Here is a 17,278-nt window from a genome sequence, read left to right as displayed (position 1 = left end):
AGTCTACGCGAGCGCCGACGAGGACTCCGGGCGAAAGGTGTTGCCGATGAGTTGGCCTAGACTGATCGGTATGTCCGATCAGAGTTATCAGCCGACGCTGTCGCAGTTGCGCGCATTCGTGGCGGTGGCCGAGCACCGTCATTTCGGTACCGCGGCCGCACGGCTGAAGGTCAGCCAGCCGACGCTCTCGCAAGCGCTCGCATCGCTGGAGCAGGGACTCGGCGTCCAGCTGGTCGAGCGCAGCACGCGAAAGGTTCTGGTGACCACTGCAGGCAATCAGCTCCTGGGGCGGGCACGCGCCACTCTGGAAGCGGCCGACGGCTTCGTCACCGAAGCGTCCGGCTTGGGCAGCACGTTGGCGGGCCCGCTCAGGTTGGGCCTCATTCCCACCGTCGCGCCGTACGTTCTGCCTGCCCTGCTGCCGGCGATCGCCGCCGAGTATCCGGATGTCGTGCCGTTCATCGTGGAGGACCAGACCGAACGACTGCTCGCCTCGCTGCGGAGCGGTGCGATAGAGGCTGCCGTCGTCGCCTTGCCGACCGAAGAGAACGGTCTGGTCGAAATCCCTGTGTACACCGAGGACTTCGTCCTGGTCGTGCCGCCTGCCCACGACCTTGCGGGCCGAACCGGGCTCGCGCTGAACGTACTCGCGGGGCAGCCCATGTTGCTCCTGGACGACGGGCACTGCCTTCGCGATCAGACACTCGATCTGTGTCGATCCGTCGACAGCGCGCCGATGTCGAGCGACACGAGAGCCACGTCTCTGGCCACCGTCGTGCAGTGCGTCGCAGGCGGTCTCGGCGTGACACTCGTCCCGCGTTCGGCGGTGCACGTGGAAACGGGCAGGGGAGCACTCGGTATCGGAGAGTTCGCGGACCCCAAGCCCGGTCGCACCATGGGACTGGTCCACCGAGCCTCGAGTGCGCGCGGCGACGAGTATCGAGCGATCGCAGACCTCATCTCTCGCATCGGTGCTCGGGTAGCCGGCCCGAATCAGCCCGCCTGAACCACGATCTCGTCGAACACGATCTCACCCGCGGCATTCGATTCCTCGAGGTCGATCGTCCCGACGAGCGACCATCCCTGGTCTCCGTTGGGATCTTCGATGATCTGTCGCACCGTCGTCTCGTCCTTGCCGACGACGAGATCGAACAGGGCCGGGCCCCGCGCCGACGGGCCGGTGCCCATCTCGCCGTACTCCTCGAAGTACGGTTCCAGATCGAATTCCCAGTCGGGGCCGTCGTCGAGCTCGTCGAGAGCATTCCATCGGCGCCCGGCAGCGAGTTCGATGCGCTTGAAGACGGCGTTGCGGACCATGACTCGAAAAGCCCTGGGGTTGGCGGTGATCGGTTTCGGAGAATCCCCGCCGTACGCCTCCGGCCTGGTCTCCGGTTCCTCACCGGGGTCGGTCAGGTTCTCCCATTCGTCGAGCAGGCTGGAGTCGACCTGACGGACCAGCTCGCCCAACCATTCGGTGATGTCCTGCACCTCCTCGGTCCTGGCCTCGGGGGGAACCGTCTGGCGCAGTGCCCGATAGGCATCGGCGAGGTAGCGGAGAACGAGTCCCTCGGAGCGGCTGAGCCCGTAGTGACTGATCAGTTCCGCGAACGTCATGGTCCGTTCGATCATGTCGCGGACGACGGATTTCGGTGACAACGCAACGTCGTTCAACCAGGGGTGGCCTCCCCGGTAGATCTCGAACGCGGGGACGAGGAGCTCGGCCAAGGGCTTGGGCCACGTCACCTCTTCGAGGAGTTCCATCCGCTCGTCGTACTCGATGCCGTCGGCTTTCATCTGCGCTACTGCCTCACCGCGTGCGGCGTGCTGCTGAGCCATCAAGATCTGGCGTGGGTCGTCCAACGTCGATTCGATGATCGACACGACGTCGAGGGCGTGTGTTGCGGATTCCGTGTCGAGCAGTTCGAACGACGCCAGCGCGAACGGAGACAGCGGCTGATTGAGCGCGAAGTCCGGTTGCAAATCCATCGTCAAGCGGGCGTACTTCCCGTCGGCATCCGGCTCGGCCGATTGCTCGACGATCCCGGCGGCAACGAGCCCTCGGTAGAGGGTGATCGCCCGAAGGATGTGTTTGCGCTGGGCGGGGCGAGTCTCGTGACTGTCCTCGAGCAGATGGCGCATCGCGGTGAAGCAATTGCCGGGCCGAGCAATGACATTGAGAAGCATGGAGTTGTTCACCGAGAATCGGGACGTCAGCGGTTCCGGGCTTGCCGCGACGATTCGCTCGAACGTCGGCTCGCCCCAGGACACGAACCCGTCCGGTGCCTTCTTGCGTTGAACGCGCTTGAGCTTCTTGGGGTCGTCACCGGCTTTGGCGACCAGACGCGCGTTCTCGATGTCGTGTTCCGGCGCCTCGACGACGACGGTACCGAGGGTGTCGTATCCCGCGCGGCCCGCGCGGCCTGCGATCTGATGGAACTCGCGGGCGCGGAGTTGGCGGGTGCGAATTCCGTCGTACTTGGTCAGCCCGGTGAACACCACCGTTCTGATCGGGACGTTGATGCCGACGCCGAGAGTGTCGGTCCCGCAGATGACCTTGAGCAGGCCGTCCTGAGCGAGTTTCTCCACGAGTCGTCGATACTTGGGGAGCATCCCTGCGTGGTGGACCCCGATGCCGTGGCGGACCAGCCGAGACAGCGTCTTGCCGAATCCCGTCGTGAAGCGGAACTGGCCGATCGCATCGGCGATCTGGGCCTTCTCCTGCTTGGACGCGACGTTGACGGACGTCAGAGCCTGAGCGCGTTCGAGAGCAGCTGCTTGTGTGAAGTGGACAACGTACACCGGGGCGAGGTGTGTCTCGACGAGTTCCGCGATGGTCTCGCTGATCGGTGTGGTGACGTACGAGAACATCAGGGGCACCGGTCGTTCCGTCCCGGACACCACCGTGGTGACCCGGCCCGTGCGCCTCGTCAGATCGTCCCGGAAGAACGAGACGTCACCGAGGGTGGCGGACATCAGAAGAAACTGTGCGTTCGGCAGTTCGATCAGGGGGACCTGCCAGGCCCAACCGCGATCCGGCTCGGAGTAGTAGTGGAACTCGTCCATGACGACCTGCCCGATGTCCGAGTCCGCGCCCTGGCGTAGCGCCAAATTCGCGACGATCTCCGCGGTGGCGCAGATGATGGGCGCTCCCGCGTTGACCGAGGCGTCACCTGTCATCATCCCGACGTTCTGAGCTCCGAAGATGTCGCAGAGCGCAAAGAATTTCTCGCTGACGAGAGCTTTGATGGGTGCGGTGTAGAACGTTCGCCGCCCTGCTGCCACGGCCGCGAAGTGAGCACCGACGGCGACCATGGACTTGCCCGATCCGGTAGGCGTGGCCAGGATGACGTTGGATCCCGACACCAGCTCGATCAGCGCCTCTTCCTGCGCCGGGTACAGCGTCAGGCCGCGCTCGGCCGTCCACTCCTGAAAGATGTCGAACAGGGTGTCCGGATCCTGCGCCTCGTCGGTGGTGGGATCGGGGACGAGATCGAAGAGGAGCACCCCTACAGGTTATGGGTCGACGGGGACGTCGATGTCACCGGAGTCCTTCGAGCCCGGCCGTCACGTGGCGCTGCGCTCGTCCGAGCCCATCGCGCCGAGCACGGCCAGACGCGTACTCGCACTGCCGGAAATCATGTCCTCTCCGACCCCGGTCGCGAGAAGGTGTCGCCACCGCGCCTCGTCGAACTCGAGCGTCGTCGTCTCCTCGAAGAACGCTTCGAGGACGCGGAGAAATCGAATGGGGTCGTCCCGAAACGGGAAGTGACCGGATCTGCGGAACACTTCGAGCTTCGACCCGGGCATCGCTGCGTGAGCGAGGCGCGCGTGGCTGATCGGAATCACCGAATCCTCGTCACCCCAGACCAGGAGGACAGGCAGGTTCTCGGTGAGATAGCAACGATCGAGCATCGTCACCACCTGTCCTCGCCAGTCGACGACAGCGCGAAGGGTGCGTAGATACGCCTCGGACGCAGTCGGATCCGGGAGTCCGCTCAGTACACGGACGAGGTCCGGTGTGTCGTGCAGCAGCCCGCCCGGTCGAAGCGGTGATCCGTTGACTCGGCCCACGACCGACCCCGCGAGCTTCACCAGCGACAACGCACCGGGGATGCGCAACAGCTTCACGGCCTCGCTGACGAGGGGGAGCGACGCGATCCTCAGGATCGGATGCACGTCCTTCGTCACGCCCCCGGACGCCACCAGGACGAGACGGTCGACCATGTGCGGGAACTGGTACGAGAACTGCATAGCGACGCCGCCGCCGAGCGAATGCCCGACCACCGTCACGTGCTCGATGCCGAGCACCGACAGGAGATCCCGCATTCCGTTGGCGTACGCGGCGACCGAATAGTCCGCGCGCGGTTTGTCCGATCGACCGTGCCCGAGCAGATCGGGTGCGATGACGGTGTAACTCTGAGCGAGGTGGGGGATGACGTCGTTCCACGTCTCGGAGTTGTCGCCGATGCCGTGAATGAGCAACAGCACCGGGCCCTCGCCCGCGATCCGGTAGGCGCGCCTGTATCCGTGCACGGTGCGGAAGGCGAGCCGCGGTGCAGTGTCCGGCACCGGACGCAGCTTGCGTGTGCGCGGATTGCTCATCTCGCCTCCTTCGTCCGACGAACTCCGTCCTGCCGGGGCAGGGATGTCGCTTAAGACTCTCGCACGAGTTCGCGGCATCGGCGAGATATCGAGCGGATTTACAGTTACAGGTATGTTTCGGCTTGTCGGGGGCTGTTCGTTACACCGAAAAGGGCGGCGTCAGGCGTGAAACATCACACCCGACACCGCCCGTGAAGAATCGATCACCGACAACCGGTCAGGGGTTGTCGTGGCCCTCGTCCGAGGAGTCCGCGTCGGTCGGGGAGCCGGACTCGGTGCCGAAACCGGTCTGCTCGGCGAGGAACTTCTCGAATTCAGCACCCAGTTCGTCACCGCTCGGAAGGTCCTGATCCTTCGCCAACAACGTCGACTGCTGCTCCTGGGCTGCGACGTACGTGTCGTACTGACGCTCGAGCGCGTGGACGACCGACTGGACTTCCTCGTTGCCGGTGATGTGCTCGTCGACCTGTTCCTTGACGCGAGCCGCAGCCTGCCCCAGCGCGACGAGGGGGAGGTCGAGCTCGCCGGCGGTGCTGACGTTCTCGAGCAAGGTCTCCGCGGCCGCCGGGTAATCCGTCTGCGCGAGGTAGTGCGGAACGTGAACGGAGAAGCCCATGGACTCGTGACCGTGCTGGGCCATCCGTAGTTCGAGCAGCGAGGAGGCGCTACCGGGAACCTGCAGCTCACCGGACCAGCTCTGATCCTCGGGAACCAAATCCTTGTTGGACGAATGGGCCGTCACACCGAGCGGGCGGGTGTGCGGGATCGCCATCGGGATCGAACCGAGACCGATGGTGCGACGGACCCCGAGTTGCTCGGCAAGAAGGCGTACCGCAGTGGTGAACTTCTCCCACCGCAGATCCGGTTCCATCCCGGACAACAGGAGGAACGGCGTGCCGGTGTTGTCCTTGACGGCGTACAGATTGAGCTCGGGAGCGTCGTAGTCCGAGAAGTGATCGGACTTGAAGGACATCGTCGGGCGCCGCGACCGATAATCGATCAGCTCGTCCACATCGAACGACGCGACCAACTCCGTTTCCAGCGTCTCCCGCAGATGCTTCGTCGCCAACTTCACCGCATGACCGGCGTCGGAGAATCCTTCGAGACCGTGGACCAGGATCGGCCCCACTCCGTCGCTGGAAGAGATCTGTGGAGCCGGAAACTCCAGCTCGTACATACTCGACTTCTCGTCCATGCCGGACCCCTTTCGCTAGTTCGTTCGAGGCCCGGTGCGCGAGGAGGACGCCGAAACCGACTTCGAGACAGGATACTCGTGCGGTTCGGGCAGTAGCACCGGAAGTCGCTTTCACGACACCCACTCCCCAATGAACACCTCCCGTCGTGTCGTTCATTCCCTGTGACCGCTGGATGAGACTTCGGTCAGCCCTCGAAACTCTCGAGCGCGCGGATCTTGTTGGTGACGTCCAGGGCCGCGACCTTGTACGCCTCCGACAAGGTGGGGTAGTTGAACACGGCGTCGACCAGGTAATCGACGGAGCCACCGCACCCCATGACTGCTTGGCCGATGTGGATCAGGTCGGTGGCTCCCGAACCGAAGATGTGCACCCCCAGCAGCGACCTGTCCTCCGTCGACACGAGCAGCTTGAGCATGCCGTAGGAGTCGCCGGCTATCTGGCCTCGCGCCAGCTCCCGATAGCGCGAGACACCTACCTCGTACGGGACGGAGTTCTTCGTCAGCTCCACCTCCGTGGCGCCTACGTAGGAGACTTCGGGAATCGAGTAGATTCCGATCGGCTGTAGGTCCATCAGCCCTTTGCTCGGTTCACCGAACGCGTGGTACGCGGCCAGTCGTCCCTGATCCATCGATGTAGCGGCCAATGCAGGAAAGCCGATGACGTCCCCGACCGCATAGATGTGATCGACCTTCGTCTGAAAGTTGTCGTCGACGAAGATGCGGCCCCGCGCGTCGGCTTCGAGTCCCGCGTTCTCCAGTGACAGTGCATCGGTCAAACCCTGGCGTCCCGCCGAGTACATGACGGCCTCGGCCGGTATGCGTTTTCCGCTGGCCAGTGTGGTCACCGTGCCGGACGGTCCGACGTCCACTGCCGTGACTGCTTCACCGAAACGGAACGTCACCGCCAGATCACGCAGATGGAACTGCAGCGATTCCACGATCTCGCGGTCGCAGAAGTCCAGCATGGTGTCTCGTTTCTCGACGACGGTCACCTTCGTGCCGAGTGCCGCGAACATCGACGCATATTCGATACCGATGACACCCGCACCGACCACGACCATCGAAGCGGGTATGAACTCGAGGTTCAGAATTCCGTCGGAATCGAGGACTCGGTAGTCGTCGAACTCGATGTCCGCGGGACGCGCCGGGGCGGTGCCCGTGGCGATCACGACATTCTTCGCCTTGACGGTGATCCGCTCGCCACGCTGGTCGTCGTCGATGTCGACGGTGTGGGCGTCCAGGAAACGACCCGTGCCGGTGATCAGTTCGATTCGGTTCCGCAGGAGCTGCGAGCGGACGACCTCGATCTCCTTGCCGATCACGTGGGCCGTGCGAGCAAGCAGATCCGCCGGAGTGATGTTCGCCTTGACACGGTAGCTGGCACCGTACAGCTCTCTCTGATTCATTCCGGTGAGGTACAGGACGGCCTCGCGCAGGGTTTTCGACGGGATGGTCCCAGTGTTCACACAGACACCGCCGAGCATCTTTCCCTTCTCCACCATGGCAACCCGTTTGCCGAGCTTTGCCGCCGCGATGGCGGCCTTCTGCCCACCGGGTCCCGAGCCGATCACCACGAGGTCGTATTCCATCGATGCAGACATGGGTCATGAATACTCCGCGTGCGCGAAGTTCGGATGCCGCTCCGGTCACAAGCACGTGAACACCGAACAGTTCGGCATGTACGAATGTCGCTACTCCTGCATGGGTTGTGGAAGTGTGATGTCAGGACATTTCAACCCGAGTGTGGAGGAAGCAATGCCGCAAACAGTGCGTGCCGTGGTCGCGAAGGCGAAGGGTGAGCCGGTCTCGATCGAGCAGGTCACCATTCCTGATCCCGGGCCCAACGATGTCGTGGTGAGGATCGCCGCGTGCGGGGTGTGTCATACCGATCTGCATTACCGCGAGGGTGGCATCAACGACGAGTTCCCGTTTCTGCTCGGCCACGAGGCCGCCGGCACCGTGGAAACGGTCGGGGACGCGGTCACCCACGTGGAGGTCGGGGATTTCGTGGTGTTGAACTGGCGCGCGGTGTGTGGTGAATGCCGGGCCTGCAAGAAGGGCAAGCCGTGGTACTGCTTCGACACCCATAATGCGTCGAAGAAGATGACCCTGGCCGATGGCACGGAGCTTTCGCCGGCGTTGGGTATCGGTGCGTTCGCGGACAAGACGTTGGTGCACGAAGGGCAGTGCACGAAGGTGAATCCGGAGTCCGATCCTGCGGTGGTGGGGTTGCTCGGGTGCGGTGTGATGGCCGGGCTCGGTGCGGCGATGAACACCGGCAACGTCTCGCGTGGTGATTCGGTGGCGGTCATCGGGTGTGGTGGTGTCGGTGATGCGGCGATCGCGGGTGCGAAGTTGGCGGGGGCGACGACGATCATCGCTGTCGATCGGGACAAGGGAAAGCTCGAGTGGGCGAAGGATCTCGGTGCCACGCACACCGTCGATGCGTCGGCGGTCGATGCGACGTCGGCGGTGCAGGAGCTCACCGGTGGGTTCGGTGCGGATGTGGTGATCGATGCGGTGGGTCGTCCGGAGACGTGGAGGCAGGCGTTCTATGCGCGTGATCTGGCGGGGACGGTGGTGTTGGTGGGGGTTCCGACGCCGGAGATGACGCTGGAGATGCCGTTGATCGATTTCTTCTCCCGTGGTGGGTCGCTCAAGTCGTCGTGGTACGGCGATTGTCTGCCGGAGAGGGATTTTCCGTTGTTGGTGGATCTGTACGAGCAGGGTCGGTTGCCGCTGGAGAAGTTCGTGACCGAACGGATCGGGATCGAGGACATCGAGGCTGCGTTCGAGAAGATGCACAAGGGCACCGTCCTGCGATCGGTGGTCGAACTGTGAGCCTGCGTATCGACAAGGTGGTGACCTCGGGAACCTTCGCTCTCGACGGAGGTGAATGGGATGTCGACAACAACATCTGGCTGATCGGCGACGACAGCGAAGTGGTGATCGTCGATGCGGCTCACGACGCTCGCCCGATCATCGAGGCCGTGGCGGGCCGGACGGTGAAGGCGATCGTGTGCACACACGGCCACAACGATCACGTCACCGTGGCGCCGGAGCTCTCCCGCGAGCTCGACGCGCCGATCCTGCTCAACCCGGCCGACGACGTGTTGTGGGAGCAGACCCATCCCGGACTCGCGCACTCCACGCTCGAGGACGGTCAGCGAATCTCCGTGGCAGGTACGGAGATCCTGGCGCTGCACACACCGGGACACTCGCCGGGCTCGACGTGCCTCCACGTGCCCGAGGCACGTCAGTTGTTCTCCGGGGACACCCTGTTCTCCGGCGGGCCCGGTGCCACCGGACGGTCGTACTCCGATTTCCCGACCATCATCGGCTCGATCCGGGATCGGTTGTTCGCGCTGCCCGCCGACACCCGTGTGAACACCGGACACGGTGACGGAACGAGCATCGGCGACGAGTCCCCGCACCTCGAGGAATGGATCAAACGCGGAAGCTGAGCCCCCGCCGTGTTCTCCCGGGTATCTCGGCGGACACGGGCGTGCCTTACGTCCGGTTCCACCCTCCGAATGAGAGGGTGGATCCGGACGTCTTGCCTGAGGTGAACCGGCGAGATTTCCGGTACTTTCCGTGGCCAAAGTCTGGAGGCTCTTCCCGTGGTGCGTCGTAACGCAGGACATCGACCGACTCTTCTCGGGATCGGCATCTGCGCCGCCGTGACACTGGCTGCGTGCGGGTCCGACGTGTCCGGTACCGCCGAGCCGGCCGGCACCAGCGGGTCACCGTCGGTATCGGCCGAGGCCACGGACCTGAACGCGCTGTTGGTCGATCCGTCGGTGTTCCCCGCCCCGTACGAGGCCATCGTCCTTCCGCCACAGGCAATTGCGCAGGCATCACCGGACCTGACGGGAATCCCCGCCGGCGCCGAGGTGAGTCCGGCCGGTTGCAAACCGAAGGAAGTCCGACCGGGCGAAGCCGCCCTGATCGTCGGCACCGACAACACCGATCGCGCCACGATCTCGGTGGAACTGACCGCAACCGACGAGCCGTTGTCGGTACGGGAATCGCAACTTGCCGAATGCGCCGAGGTCCAGGCAACGAAATCCGGTGCAACGTCCACCATCCGCTCGACGGTCGTCCCAGCCCCGCCGATCGACGCCGACGACACCCTCGCTGTCCGCCAGACAGTGTCGTCGGGAACGGGTTCGGACACGGTGACACAGTCGATGTTGACGTTGCTCGCCCAGGTCGGAGATGTCAGGATCGCAGCGACCTACATGTCCTTCGAGCAGGGCGCGACCGACGGCGCGACGTTGGACGAGGTCTTCACCGCAGCGGTGCAGAAGGTGAAGGCCGGCTAGCACATCCCACCGACGTCACCCGTGCCGTCCCTTCTCGGATCGGCCCTCGACGCAGGTGGTTGTCCACAGGGTGCCCGTCATCCACAGGCTGTCTTTCGCCCCAGGTCGGAACCGAGACTCGGAGTTCGGCCCGGGCACGCTGTGCAGCATGACAACCGACTCCGGAACCCACCGACACCCGCCGATACCCGAGCGCATCGTCGGGCCGGGTGAACTCATCGCCGCGATCCCGGCCTTCCTTGGATTCACGCCCGAGCGTTCGCTGGTGTTGATGTGCCTCGACGTTCTTGCCGGGTCGACCCTGGAAGTCCAGACCGTGATGCGCCACGACCTGACCCTGCCGGACCGGTCCGAAGGGCAGTCGCTCTTCGAGTCGGGTGTGACCGAGGACATGCAGAGCGTTATCGAGCACTTCGCTGAGATGTGTGCCCAGTATCAGGTCAGGGCCGCACTGGCAGTCATCGTCGACGATCGCGGTGTCACCGTGGACGGACGGTTCAGGGGCCTCGCACATCGATTGTCCGACCAGCTGCGAGCTCGGGGGGTCGAACTCACCGAAGTGTACCTGATCGCAGAGGTGACCCGGGGGAGCCGGTGGAGGTCCGCGATCGGCGTCATGGAATACGGGTACCTCACCGACCCCAGAACATCGCCCGTTGCACTGGCATACATGCTCCAGGGTCGCGGAGTACACGAATCCCGCACCATGCTGGCAAGAACCGTTCGGCCGGTGGACGATCCGCTGTCGCGGACAGTCGCACGGACACTGGCGTCGGGCGCTGTCGTCGACGTCGGCAGCGACCGCGGACGTCTCCACTCGATCGTCGAACAATTGGAGGAATGGTCGGGGTACTCTCCCGACAACCCTGCCGTGGTCACTCTGCCGCCGGAACGGATCGCGGAGTTCGGAGCGGCGGTCCAGCACGTCATGGTGCGCGACAGCGTCCTCGCACTGGCGCTCACCGGTGTCGCCGGGCTGGCCGAACAGTTGTGGACTCTGCTGATGCGCACGTTGCCCGCGCCGGAACGGGCATGCCCGGCAACGCTGTTGGCGTTCAGTGCCTATACGCGGGGCGAAGGCGCGCTGGCGTCCGTTGCGCTCGACATCGCCCACCAGGCGGACGAGAACTACTCGCTCGCTCACCTGCTGAGCCGCTCGCTCGCCGCAGGCGCGCGGCCCTCGATGATCCGGGAGGTGGCGCTCAGCGGATATGCAGTGGCCGAGCTGTGCGGAGTCGCGCTCCCGCCGCCGGTGGACTGACCTGTACCGAAATGCCCCTACCGGATGTTACGACCGTGCCGAATGCGCTCGATCGCCCAACTTCTGGAGGAAGTTCCACGCATCGGCGACGATGACATCGAGGTCGGTCCTCTGCGGCGACCATCCGAGTTCGGTGGTGGCGCGTTCGCTCGAAGCGATGAGAACCGCCGGATCACCTGCCCGGCGCGGCGCGTTCTCCACCGCAATGGGCAGTCCGGTGACGCGCTCGCAGGCGTCGATGACCTCGCGTACCGAAAAACCTTGACCGCTGCCCAGATTGAGGATCGTGTGCGATCCCGGCGTTGCCGACTCGAGTGCGAGGATGTGGGCATCGGCAAGATCGAGGACGTGGATGTAGTCACGCACCGCGGTGCCGTCGGCAGTCGGCCAATCCGTTCCGAACACCGAGATCTTGGCCCGCTGACCGAGGGCGGTCTGCAGAACCAGCGGAATCAAATGCGTTTCCACGACTCGGTTCTCGCCGAAACCCGCATACGCGCCCGCGACATTGAAGTACCGCAGGCTGGTCGCGGCCAGGCCGTAGGCGTTCGAGTACGACGTGATGGCGTGGTCGATGGCCAGTTTGGTTGCGCCGTACGGATTGGTGGGCGCGGTAGGCATCGACTCCGTGATCGGAGTTCGCTCCGGCTCACCGTACGTCGCGGCCGTGGACGAGAAGACGAGCTTCGGTGTGCCCGACTCCCGGATCGCCTCGAGCAACGCGAGCGTGGTCACCACATTGCCCGACCAGTACCGATCGGGCGCCACCACGGACTCTCCGACGAGAGACTGCGCAGCGAAGTGCAGAACTCCGTCGAACCGGCCGTCGCCGAGAATCGACGACGCGACATCCTTGATGTCCGCCTCGACGAACTCGGCGCCTGCCGGAACCGCATCCCGATTGCCGGTCGACAAGTTGTCCACCACCACGACCTCGTGGCCGCGTTCGATCAGGACGGCAGCGCACACGCTGCCCACGTACCCGGCTCCACCGGTCACCAACAACTTCACGTCCGTGACTCCGCTCAGACCTGCTTCACCTGGACGGCGTGAGCCATCTCCTCGGAAATATCGATGCCGTCGTGGCCCGGGACCGTGATCGTCACCGTGCCGGGCTTGGCCTCCACCGTCACACGCGCGTCGGGCACGACGCCTGCATCGCGCAGCTGCGCGATGACCTCGGGGTCGGACTGGACGTGCTCCGCGAGACGACGGACGACCACGGCCGTTGCGTTCCCGTGGGGCAGATCGGTCAACCTGATCAGGTCCTCCGGCGCGGCAGCCGGCTGACCGAGCCCGAGTTCGGCCAAGCCGGGGATCGGATTCCCGTAGGGCGAGGTCGTCGGGTTGTTCAGCACGGCCACGAGCCGACGCTCGACTTCCTCGCTCATGACGTGCTCCCAGCGGCACGCCTCGGCATGGACGTCTTCCCAGCGCAGACCGATCACATCGACGAGCAGCCGCTCGGCGAGCCGATGCTTGCGCATCACTGCGACGGCAAGGCTGCGGCCCTTCTCCGTCAGTTCCAGGTGGCGGTCACCCGCGACCGAAAGCAGCCCGTCTCGCTCCATTCGAGCGACGGTCTGGCTGACGGTGGGACCGCTCTGTTCGAGGCGTTCGGCGATACGTGCCCGCAGCGGTACGACGCCCTCTTCTTCCAAGTCGTAAATCGTCCGGAGGTACATCTCCGTGGTGTCGACCAGATCCTTCACACTCAACCCCTTCGTCGCAACGGATTCTACCGTTGATCGGCGCATAGTGGCGCCGTAGGCCATGTGCCCGCGTGCCGCGAATTCGTACCCGCCGGTAACCGACTACAACACCGAGGGACGCTCGCACAGTCCCGGCGGGACAAGTAGCGTTGCGTTTCATGGCAGATCAGGCGACGGCATCGCCACCACGAACTCCGGTGGCAGGCGACGACATCGTCGTCTGGAGCGCGGATTACCTCTCCTATCGGTGGAGTGCGGATCATCCGATGAACCCCACGCGTCTGGATCTGACGATGCAGCTCGCGCGCCAGATCGGTGTTCTGGACGGAATAGAACTCGTCGAACCCACTGCGGCTCCGGACGAGGAGCTGCTCCGAATTCACACACCCGCCTACATCGAGGCGGTCAAACGTGCGCCGGAGAAGGGTACGGCGTTGGTGGACCCGGATCACGTGGAACACGGACTGGGATCGGACGACAACCCGGTGTTCGAGAAGATGCACGAAGCATCCGCGATGCTCACCGGTGGGTCACTGACCGCGGCACGGGAAATCGCGGCCGGACGGGCACGGAGGGCCGTGAGCATCGGCGGCGGCATGCACCACGCCATGGCCGACTGGGCGTCCGGATTCTGCGTCTACAACGACGCTGCGGTCGCCATTTCGTGGTTGCTCGACAACGGTTTCGACCGTATCGCCTACATCGACGTCGACGCCCACCACGGTGACGGTGTGCAACAGGCGTTCCTCGGTGATCCCCGAGTGCTGACGGTGTCTCTTCACCAACATCCCGCGACGCTGTGGCCCAACACCGGATGGTCGAGCGAAGTCGGCTCGGGACCGGCCGAAGGGACCGCGATCAACATTCCGCTGTTGCCTGGAACCGGAGACCGGTTGTGGCTGCGCGCGTTTCATGCGATCGTGCCGGGGGCCATCTCGGCGTTCCGCCCGCAGATCATCGTCAGCCAGTGCGGCGTGGACAGCCACCGGGAGGACCCGTTGGCCGACCTGGCGTTGACCGTCGACGGTCAGAATGCGGCATTCCTCGCCATGCGTGACCTCGCGGACAGGTACTCCGAGGGACGGTGGCTCGCGGTCGGCGGAGGTGGTTACGGTCTCGTGCGCGTCGTGCCCCGTGCGTGGACGCATCTGATCGCTGCCGCTCTGGGCCGAAGCATCGACCCCGGCCTCGCTCTGCCCGAGCGGTGGCGTGACCGTGTGCGCGCCATCGCTCCGAGTGTCGATCTACCGCAAGTGATGGGAGACGGTGGCGACATCGACTATCCACCGTGGGACGGCCCGGGCGGCGCCGTGGCGGGGAGCGTCGAGGCCGCCGATCGTGCTCTCGAGCGTGTCGACTCGGCGATCATCGCCACCCGGCGAGCAAGCTTTCCCCTGCTCGGCCTCGACCCGGAGGACCCTCGTGACTGAACCCACCGCCAAAGAGCGCGAACGAGAACGTGCCGAGACATCCTTTCCCAAGCACTGGGTCGCCGACGTGTTGGCATCCGACGGGGGAGTGGTCCACCTGAGGCCGATCGTCCCGTCGGACGCGGATGCTCTCGTCGCCTTCCATGGGCGCCTCTCCGAACGCACGCGCTACCTGCGTTACTTCGGCCCCTACCCGACGATGCCGCAGCGAGACGTTCTGAACTTCACGACGGTCGATCATCACGCCCGAGTCGCGTTCGTGGCGATTCTCGGTGACGACATCATCGCCGTCGGTCGCTACGAGCGTCTGCCCGAAGGTGACGGCAATTCCGCCGAGGTCGCCTTCGTCGTCGCCGATTCCCACCAGGGCCGCGGACTCGGACCGATTCTGTTGGAGCATCTCGCCGGAGCGGCGGCCGAGAACGGAGTGACGATGTTCGTCGCCGAGGTTCTCGCCGAGAATCGAAACATGGTCACGGTGTTCCGTGAGGCCGGGTACCAGGTCTCACGCAGCTTCGAAGGCGGCGTTCTGCGGCTCGAGTTCGCGATCGACCCCAGTGAAGCTCTTCTCTCCGTGCGAAATTCACGCGAGCGAGCAGCCGAAGCACGCAGTGTGAGAAACGTGCTGAGCCCGACGTCCGTTGCCGTGATCGGCGCGTCGACCGACAGTTCGAAAGTCGGCAACGCGGTGCTCGCGAACCTGCTCGCCGGCGGTTTCACCGGGCCGGTCTACCCGGTCAACGCCGACCACCGATCGGTTCGCGGAGTTCGGGCCTACCCGACGGTCCACGACATTCCGGATTCGGTGGACCTGGCGATCGCTGCGGTGCCTGCGGATTCGATCGACGAGGTGCTCGACGACTGTCTCGACAAGGGCGTGAAGGCGCTCGTGGTCGTATCCGCCGGATTCGGAGAGTCCGGTCCGGAAGGGCAGGAGAACGAACGTCGGCTCGTGCGCTCCGCGCGGGCCCACGGCATGCGGCTGGTCGGACCGAACGCTCTCGGTGTCGCCAACACCGACCCCGAATTCGCGCTGAACGCGACGCTCGCACCGTCCCTTCCCATGCCGGGTCACGTGGGGTTCTTCTGCCAATCGGGCGCACTGGGAATCGCTATTCTGGATCAGGCGACGAAACGCAGTCTGGGGTTTTCCACCTTCGTCTCGGCAGGAAACCGTGCCGACGTCTCCGGTAACGATCTACTCCAGTACTGGGATTCCGATCCAGCGACGGAAGTCGTTCTGCTGTATCTCGAAAGCTTCGGTAATCCAAGGAAATTCACCCGAATCGCGCGGCGGGTGGCGCGGTCCAAGCCCATCGTCGCCGTCAAGAGCGGGCGCGGTGCGATCCCCCCGGCACTCGCCACCGGCCCCGACATCGACGATTCGATCGTGAAAGCGCTGTTCGAACAGGCAGGCGTCATACAGGTCGACACCATTGCGCAGCTGTTCGACTGCGCAATCCTGTTCGGTTTCCAGCCTCTGCCCACCGGGCCACGTGTTGCGGTCGTCGGCAATTCCACCGCACTCGGTGTCCTCGCCGTCGATGCTGCACGAGCCGAAGGACTGCACGCGGGAGCGCCCATCGATGTCGGACCTCAAGCGGGCCCACAGGAGTTCGCGGCGGCTGTGTCCGGCGCGTTGCAGGCGGGAGACGTCGACTCGGTGATCGTGGTCTTCGTGCCTCCGGTCGCAGTGACCGTCGAGCCCTTCGCCGAAGCGCTGGGCGACGCCGTCCGCGGCGCAGACAAGCCTGTCCTGACGACTTTCCTTGCAACCGAGGGTATTCCCGACGTGCTGGCGGTCCGAGGAGAGCAGGGGCAACCCGTGCGGGGATCGGTTCCGTCGTACTCCAGCCCGGAGCGTGCCGTGACAGCACTCGCGAAGGCGTGGCGCTACAGTGCGTGGAGAAGTAGGCCGGCGTCCACGCCGATCCGACCGAACGGCATCGACTCCGAACGCGCCTCGGCGTTGGTCCGTGGCTGGATGTCCGCCGACAAGGATCGATGGCTGTCGGATTTCGAATCTGCAGAACTGCTGTCCTGCTACGGAATCGAGGTCGTGGATTTCCGATCCGTCACCGACGAGGCCGAGGCGGTCGCCGCAGCGGAAGAACTCGGCTATCCCGTGGCCGTCAAGGCAACCGGGGAACTGTGGAAGCACCGGCCGGACCTCAGCGGAGTTCGTCTCGATCTTGCCGGCGCGGACGCGGTGCGTATCGCGTACCACACCCTCGCGCACGAGACGGGCGAACCACTCCTGCAGGTGCAGCGTATGGCGCCCAAGGGAATCGGCTGCGTGGTGCAGGTTCAGGACGACCCCAGCTTCGGGTCGCTCATCTCCTTCGGGCTGGCCGGCGTCATCTCGGACCTGCTGGGAGACCGTGCGTATCGCGTGCTCCCACTGACCGAGGACGAAGCCGTACAACTGATCGACGCGCCCAAAGCCGCGCCCCTGCTGTCCGGTTACAGAAATGCGGTCCCCGTGAACAAGAGCGCGCTCGTCGACCTCGTTCAGCGGGTCTCGGCAATGGCCGACGACATCCCCGAACTGCGGGAACTCGTCTGCGAGCCGGTCCTGGCGTCGGCGCGCGGGGCGGAGATCATCGACACACGACTGCGCGTCGGACCCGAACCCACCCGAGCAGATCTGGGCCCGCGTCGCCTGCGGTGACCACCGCGAGGTGAACACAAGCAGTAGCCGCTCCGAATGCACGAGCATTCGGAGCGGCCACTGCTTTGGGTGAGTCAGCGGG

Annotated in this window: 13 protein-coding genes; 7 read left to right on the top strand and 6 right to left on the bottom strand. The window is 64.9% G+C overall.

Features of this window, described 5'->3' with window-relative positions; translation table 11 throughout:
- Positions 1-70 precede the first annotated feature (70 nt).
- Entirely contained in the window at positions 71-1,006 is a 936-nt protein-coding gene (locus CH292_RS23745; protein WP_019664080.1) for a LysR substrate-binding domain-containing protein, read from the top strand.
- On the opposite strand, the gene CH292_RS23740 is transcribed toward CH292_RS23745, so the two are convergent.
- The 4 genes from CH292_RS23740 to sthA all read right to left on the bottom strand — a co-directional run bounded on the left by CH292_RS23740 (position 994) and on the right by sthA (position 7,398).
- Positions 994-3,504 (bottom strand): RNA helicase, encoded by a 2,511-nt coding sequence (locus CH292_RS23740; protein WP_094655861.1) that lies wholly within the window; start codon positions 3,502-3,504, stop codon positions 994-996. The genes CH292_RS23745 and CH292_RS23740 overlap by 13 nt on opposite strands.
- 60 nt (positions 3,505-3,564) lie before the next feature.
- Positions 3,565-4,602, bottom strand: coding sequence for an alpha/beta fold hydrolase (locus CH292_RS23735; protein WP_020110196.1), 1,038 nt, complete (start codon positions 4,600-4,602; stop codon positions 3,565-3,567).
- 217 nt (positions 4,603-4,819) lie between these two features.
- Positions 4,820-5,797: a proteasome assembly chaperone family protein gene (locus CH292_RS23730; RefSeq protein ID WP_019664077.1), complete on the bottom strand. Its 978-nt coding sequence runs from the start codon at positions 5,795-5,797 to the stop codon at positions 4,820-4,822.
- A gap of 185 nt (positions 5,798-5,982) precedes the next feature.
- Positions 5,983-7,398 carry a Si-specific NAD(P)(+) transhydrogenase gene (gene sthA, locus CH292_RS23725; RefSeq protein ID WP_094655860.1) on the bottom strand — a complete coding sequence of 472 codons (1,416 nt, stop codon included), beginning with the start codon at positions 7,396-7,398 and terminating at the stop codon, positions 5,983-5,985.
- 154 nt (positions 7,399-7,552) lie between these two features.
- Here sthA and CH292_RS23720 point away from each other — a divergent pair, with 154 nt between their 5' ends.
- The 4 genes from CH292_RS23720 (at position 7,553) to CH292_RS23705 (ending at position 11,383) form a co-directional block, all read left to right on the top strand.
- The gene (locus CH292_RS23720) at positions 7,553-8,638 is read left to right on the top strand and encodes an S-(hydroxymethyl)mycothiol dehydrogenase (RefSeq protein ID WP_094655888.1); all 1,086 of its coding nucleotides are present in this window, start codon (positions 7,553-7,555) and stop codon (positions 8,636-8,638) included.
- Complete coding sequence (locus CH292_RS23715) at positions 8,635-9,261, top strand: MBL fold metallo-hydrolase (RefSeq protein WP_019664074.1); 627 nt, start codon at positions 8,635-8,637, stop codon at positions 9,259-9,261. The genes CH292_RS23720 and CH292_RS23715 overlap by 4 nt, the downstream gene beginning before the upstream one ends.
- A gap of 216 nt (positions 9,262-9,477) precedes the next feature.
- A complete protein-coding gene (locus tag CH292_RS23710) occupies positions 9,478-10,122 on the top strand; it encodes a DUF5642 family protein (protein ID WP_094655859.1) in 645 nt (214 codons plus the stop codon).
- 148 nt (positions 10,123-10,270) lie between these two features.
- The gene (locus CH292_RS23705; RefSeq protein ID WP_094655858.1) at positions 10,271-11,383 is read left to right on the top strand and encodes a DUF4192 domain-containing protein; all 1,113 of its coding nucleotides are present in this window, start codon (positions 10,271-10,273) and stop codon (positions 11,381-11,383) included.
- Between the two features lie 27 nt (positions 11,384-11,410).
- Here CH292_RS23705 and galE read toward each other — a convergent pair whose 3' ends face one another.
- Together galE and CH292_RS23695 are read right to left on the bottom strand one after the other, a co-directional pair.
- Positions 11,411-12,394 carry a UDP-glucose 4-epimerase GalE gene (galE, locus tag CH292_RS23700; protein ID WP_094655857.1) on the bottom strand — a complete coding sequence of 328 codons (984 nt, stop codon included), beginning with the start codon at positions 12,392-12,394 and terminating at the stop codon, positions 11,411-11,413.
- Positions 12,395-12,408: 14 nt separating this feature from the next.
- The gene (locus tag CH292_RS23695; RefSeq protein WP_019664070.1) at positions 12,409-13,095 is read right to left on the bottom strand and encodes a metal-dependent transcriptional regulator; all 687 of its coding nucleotides are present in this window, start codon (positions 13,093-13,095) and stop codon (positions 12,409-12,411) included.
- A 158-nt stretch (positions 13,096-13,253) separates the two neighbouring features.
- Between CH292_RS23695 and CH292_RS23690 the strand changes: the two genes are divergently transcribed.
- Positions 13,254-14,525, top strand: a complete 1,272-nt coding sequence (locus tag CH292_RS23690) for an acetoin utilization protein AcuC (protein ID WP_179278049.1) — start codon at positions 13,254-13,256, stop codon at positions 14,523-14,525.
- Positions 14,518-17,196: a bifunctional GNAT family N-acetyltransferase/acetate--CoA ligase family protein gene (locus CH292_RS23685; protein WP_020110191.1), complete on the top strand. Its 2,679-nt coding sequence runs from the start codon at positions 14,518-14,520 to the stop codon at positions 17,194-17,196. The genes CH292_RS23690 and CH292_RS23685 overlap by 8 nt, the downstream gene beginning before the upstream one ends.
- Positions 17,197-17,278: the final 82 nt, after the last annotated feature.

Origin of the sequence: Rhodococcus sp. 14-2470-1a (assembly GCF_002259425.1) — a bacterium.
GTDB lineage: Bacteria > Actinomycetota > Actinomycetes > Mycobacteriales > Mycobacteriaceae > Rhodococcoides > Rhodococcoides fascians_E.
Note: the sequence above shows the minus strand (reverse complement) of the source record. Positions and strands in the feature narration are given on the sequence as shown.

Coding starts and splice junctions, on each gene's coding strand:
- CH292_RS23745 (WP_019664080.1), top strand. CDS start 71: ATGTCCGATCAGAGTTATCAGCCGACGCTGTCGCAGTTGCGCGCATTC.
- CH292_RS23720 (WP_094655888.1), top strand. CDS start 7,553: ATGCCGCAAACAGTGCGTGCCGTGGTCGCGAAGGCGAAGGGTGAGCCG.
- CH292_RS23690 (WP_179278049.1), top strand. CDS start 13,254: ATGGCAGATCAGGCGACGGCATCGCCACCACGAACTCCGGTGGCAGGC.
- CH292_RS23705 (WP_094655858.1), top strand. CDS start 10,271: ATGACAACCGACTCCGGAACCCACCGACACCCGCCGATACCCGAGCGC.
- sthA (WP_094655860.1), bottom strand. CDS start 7,398: ATGTCTGCATCGATGGAATACGACCTCGTGGTGATCGGCTCGGGACCC.
- CH292_RS23730 (WP_019664077.1), bottom strand. CDS start 5,797: ATGGACGAGAAGTCGAGTATGTACGAGCTGGAGTTTCCGGCTCCACAG.
- CH292_RS23735 (WP_020110196.1), bottom strand. CDS start 4,602: ATGAGCAATCCGCGCACACGCAAGCTGCGTCCGGTGCCGGACACTGCA.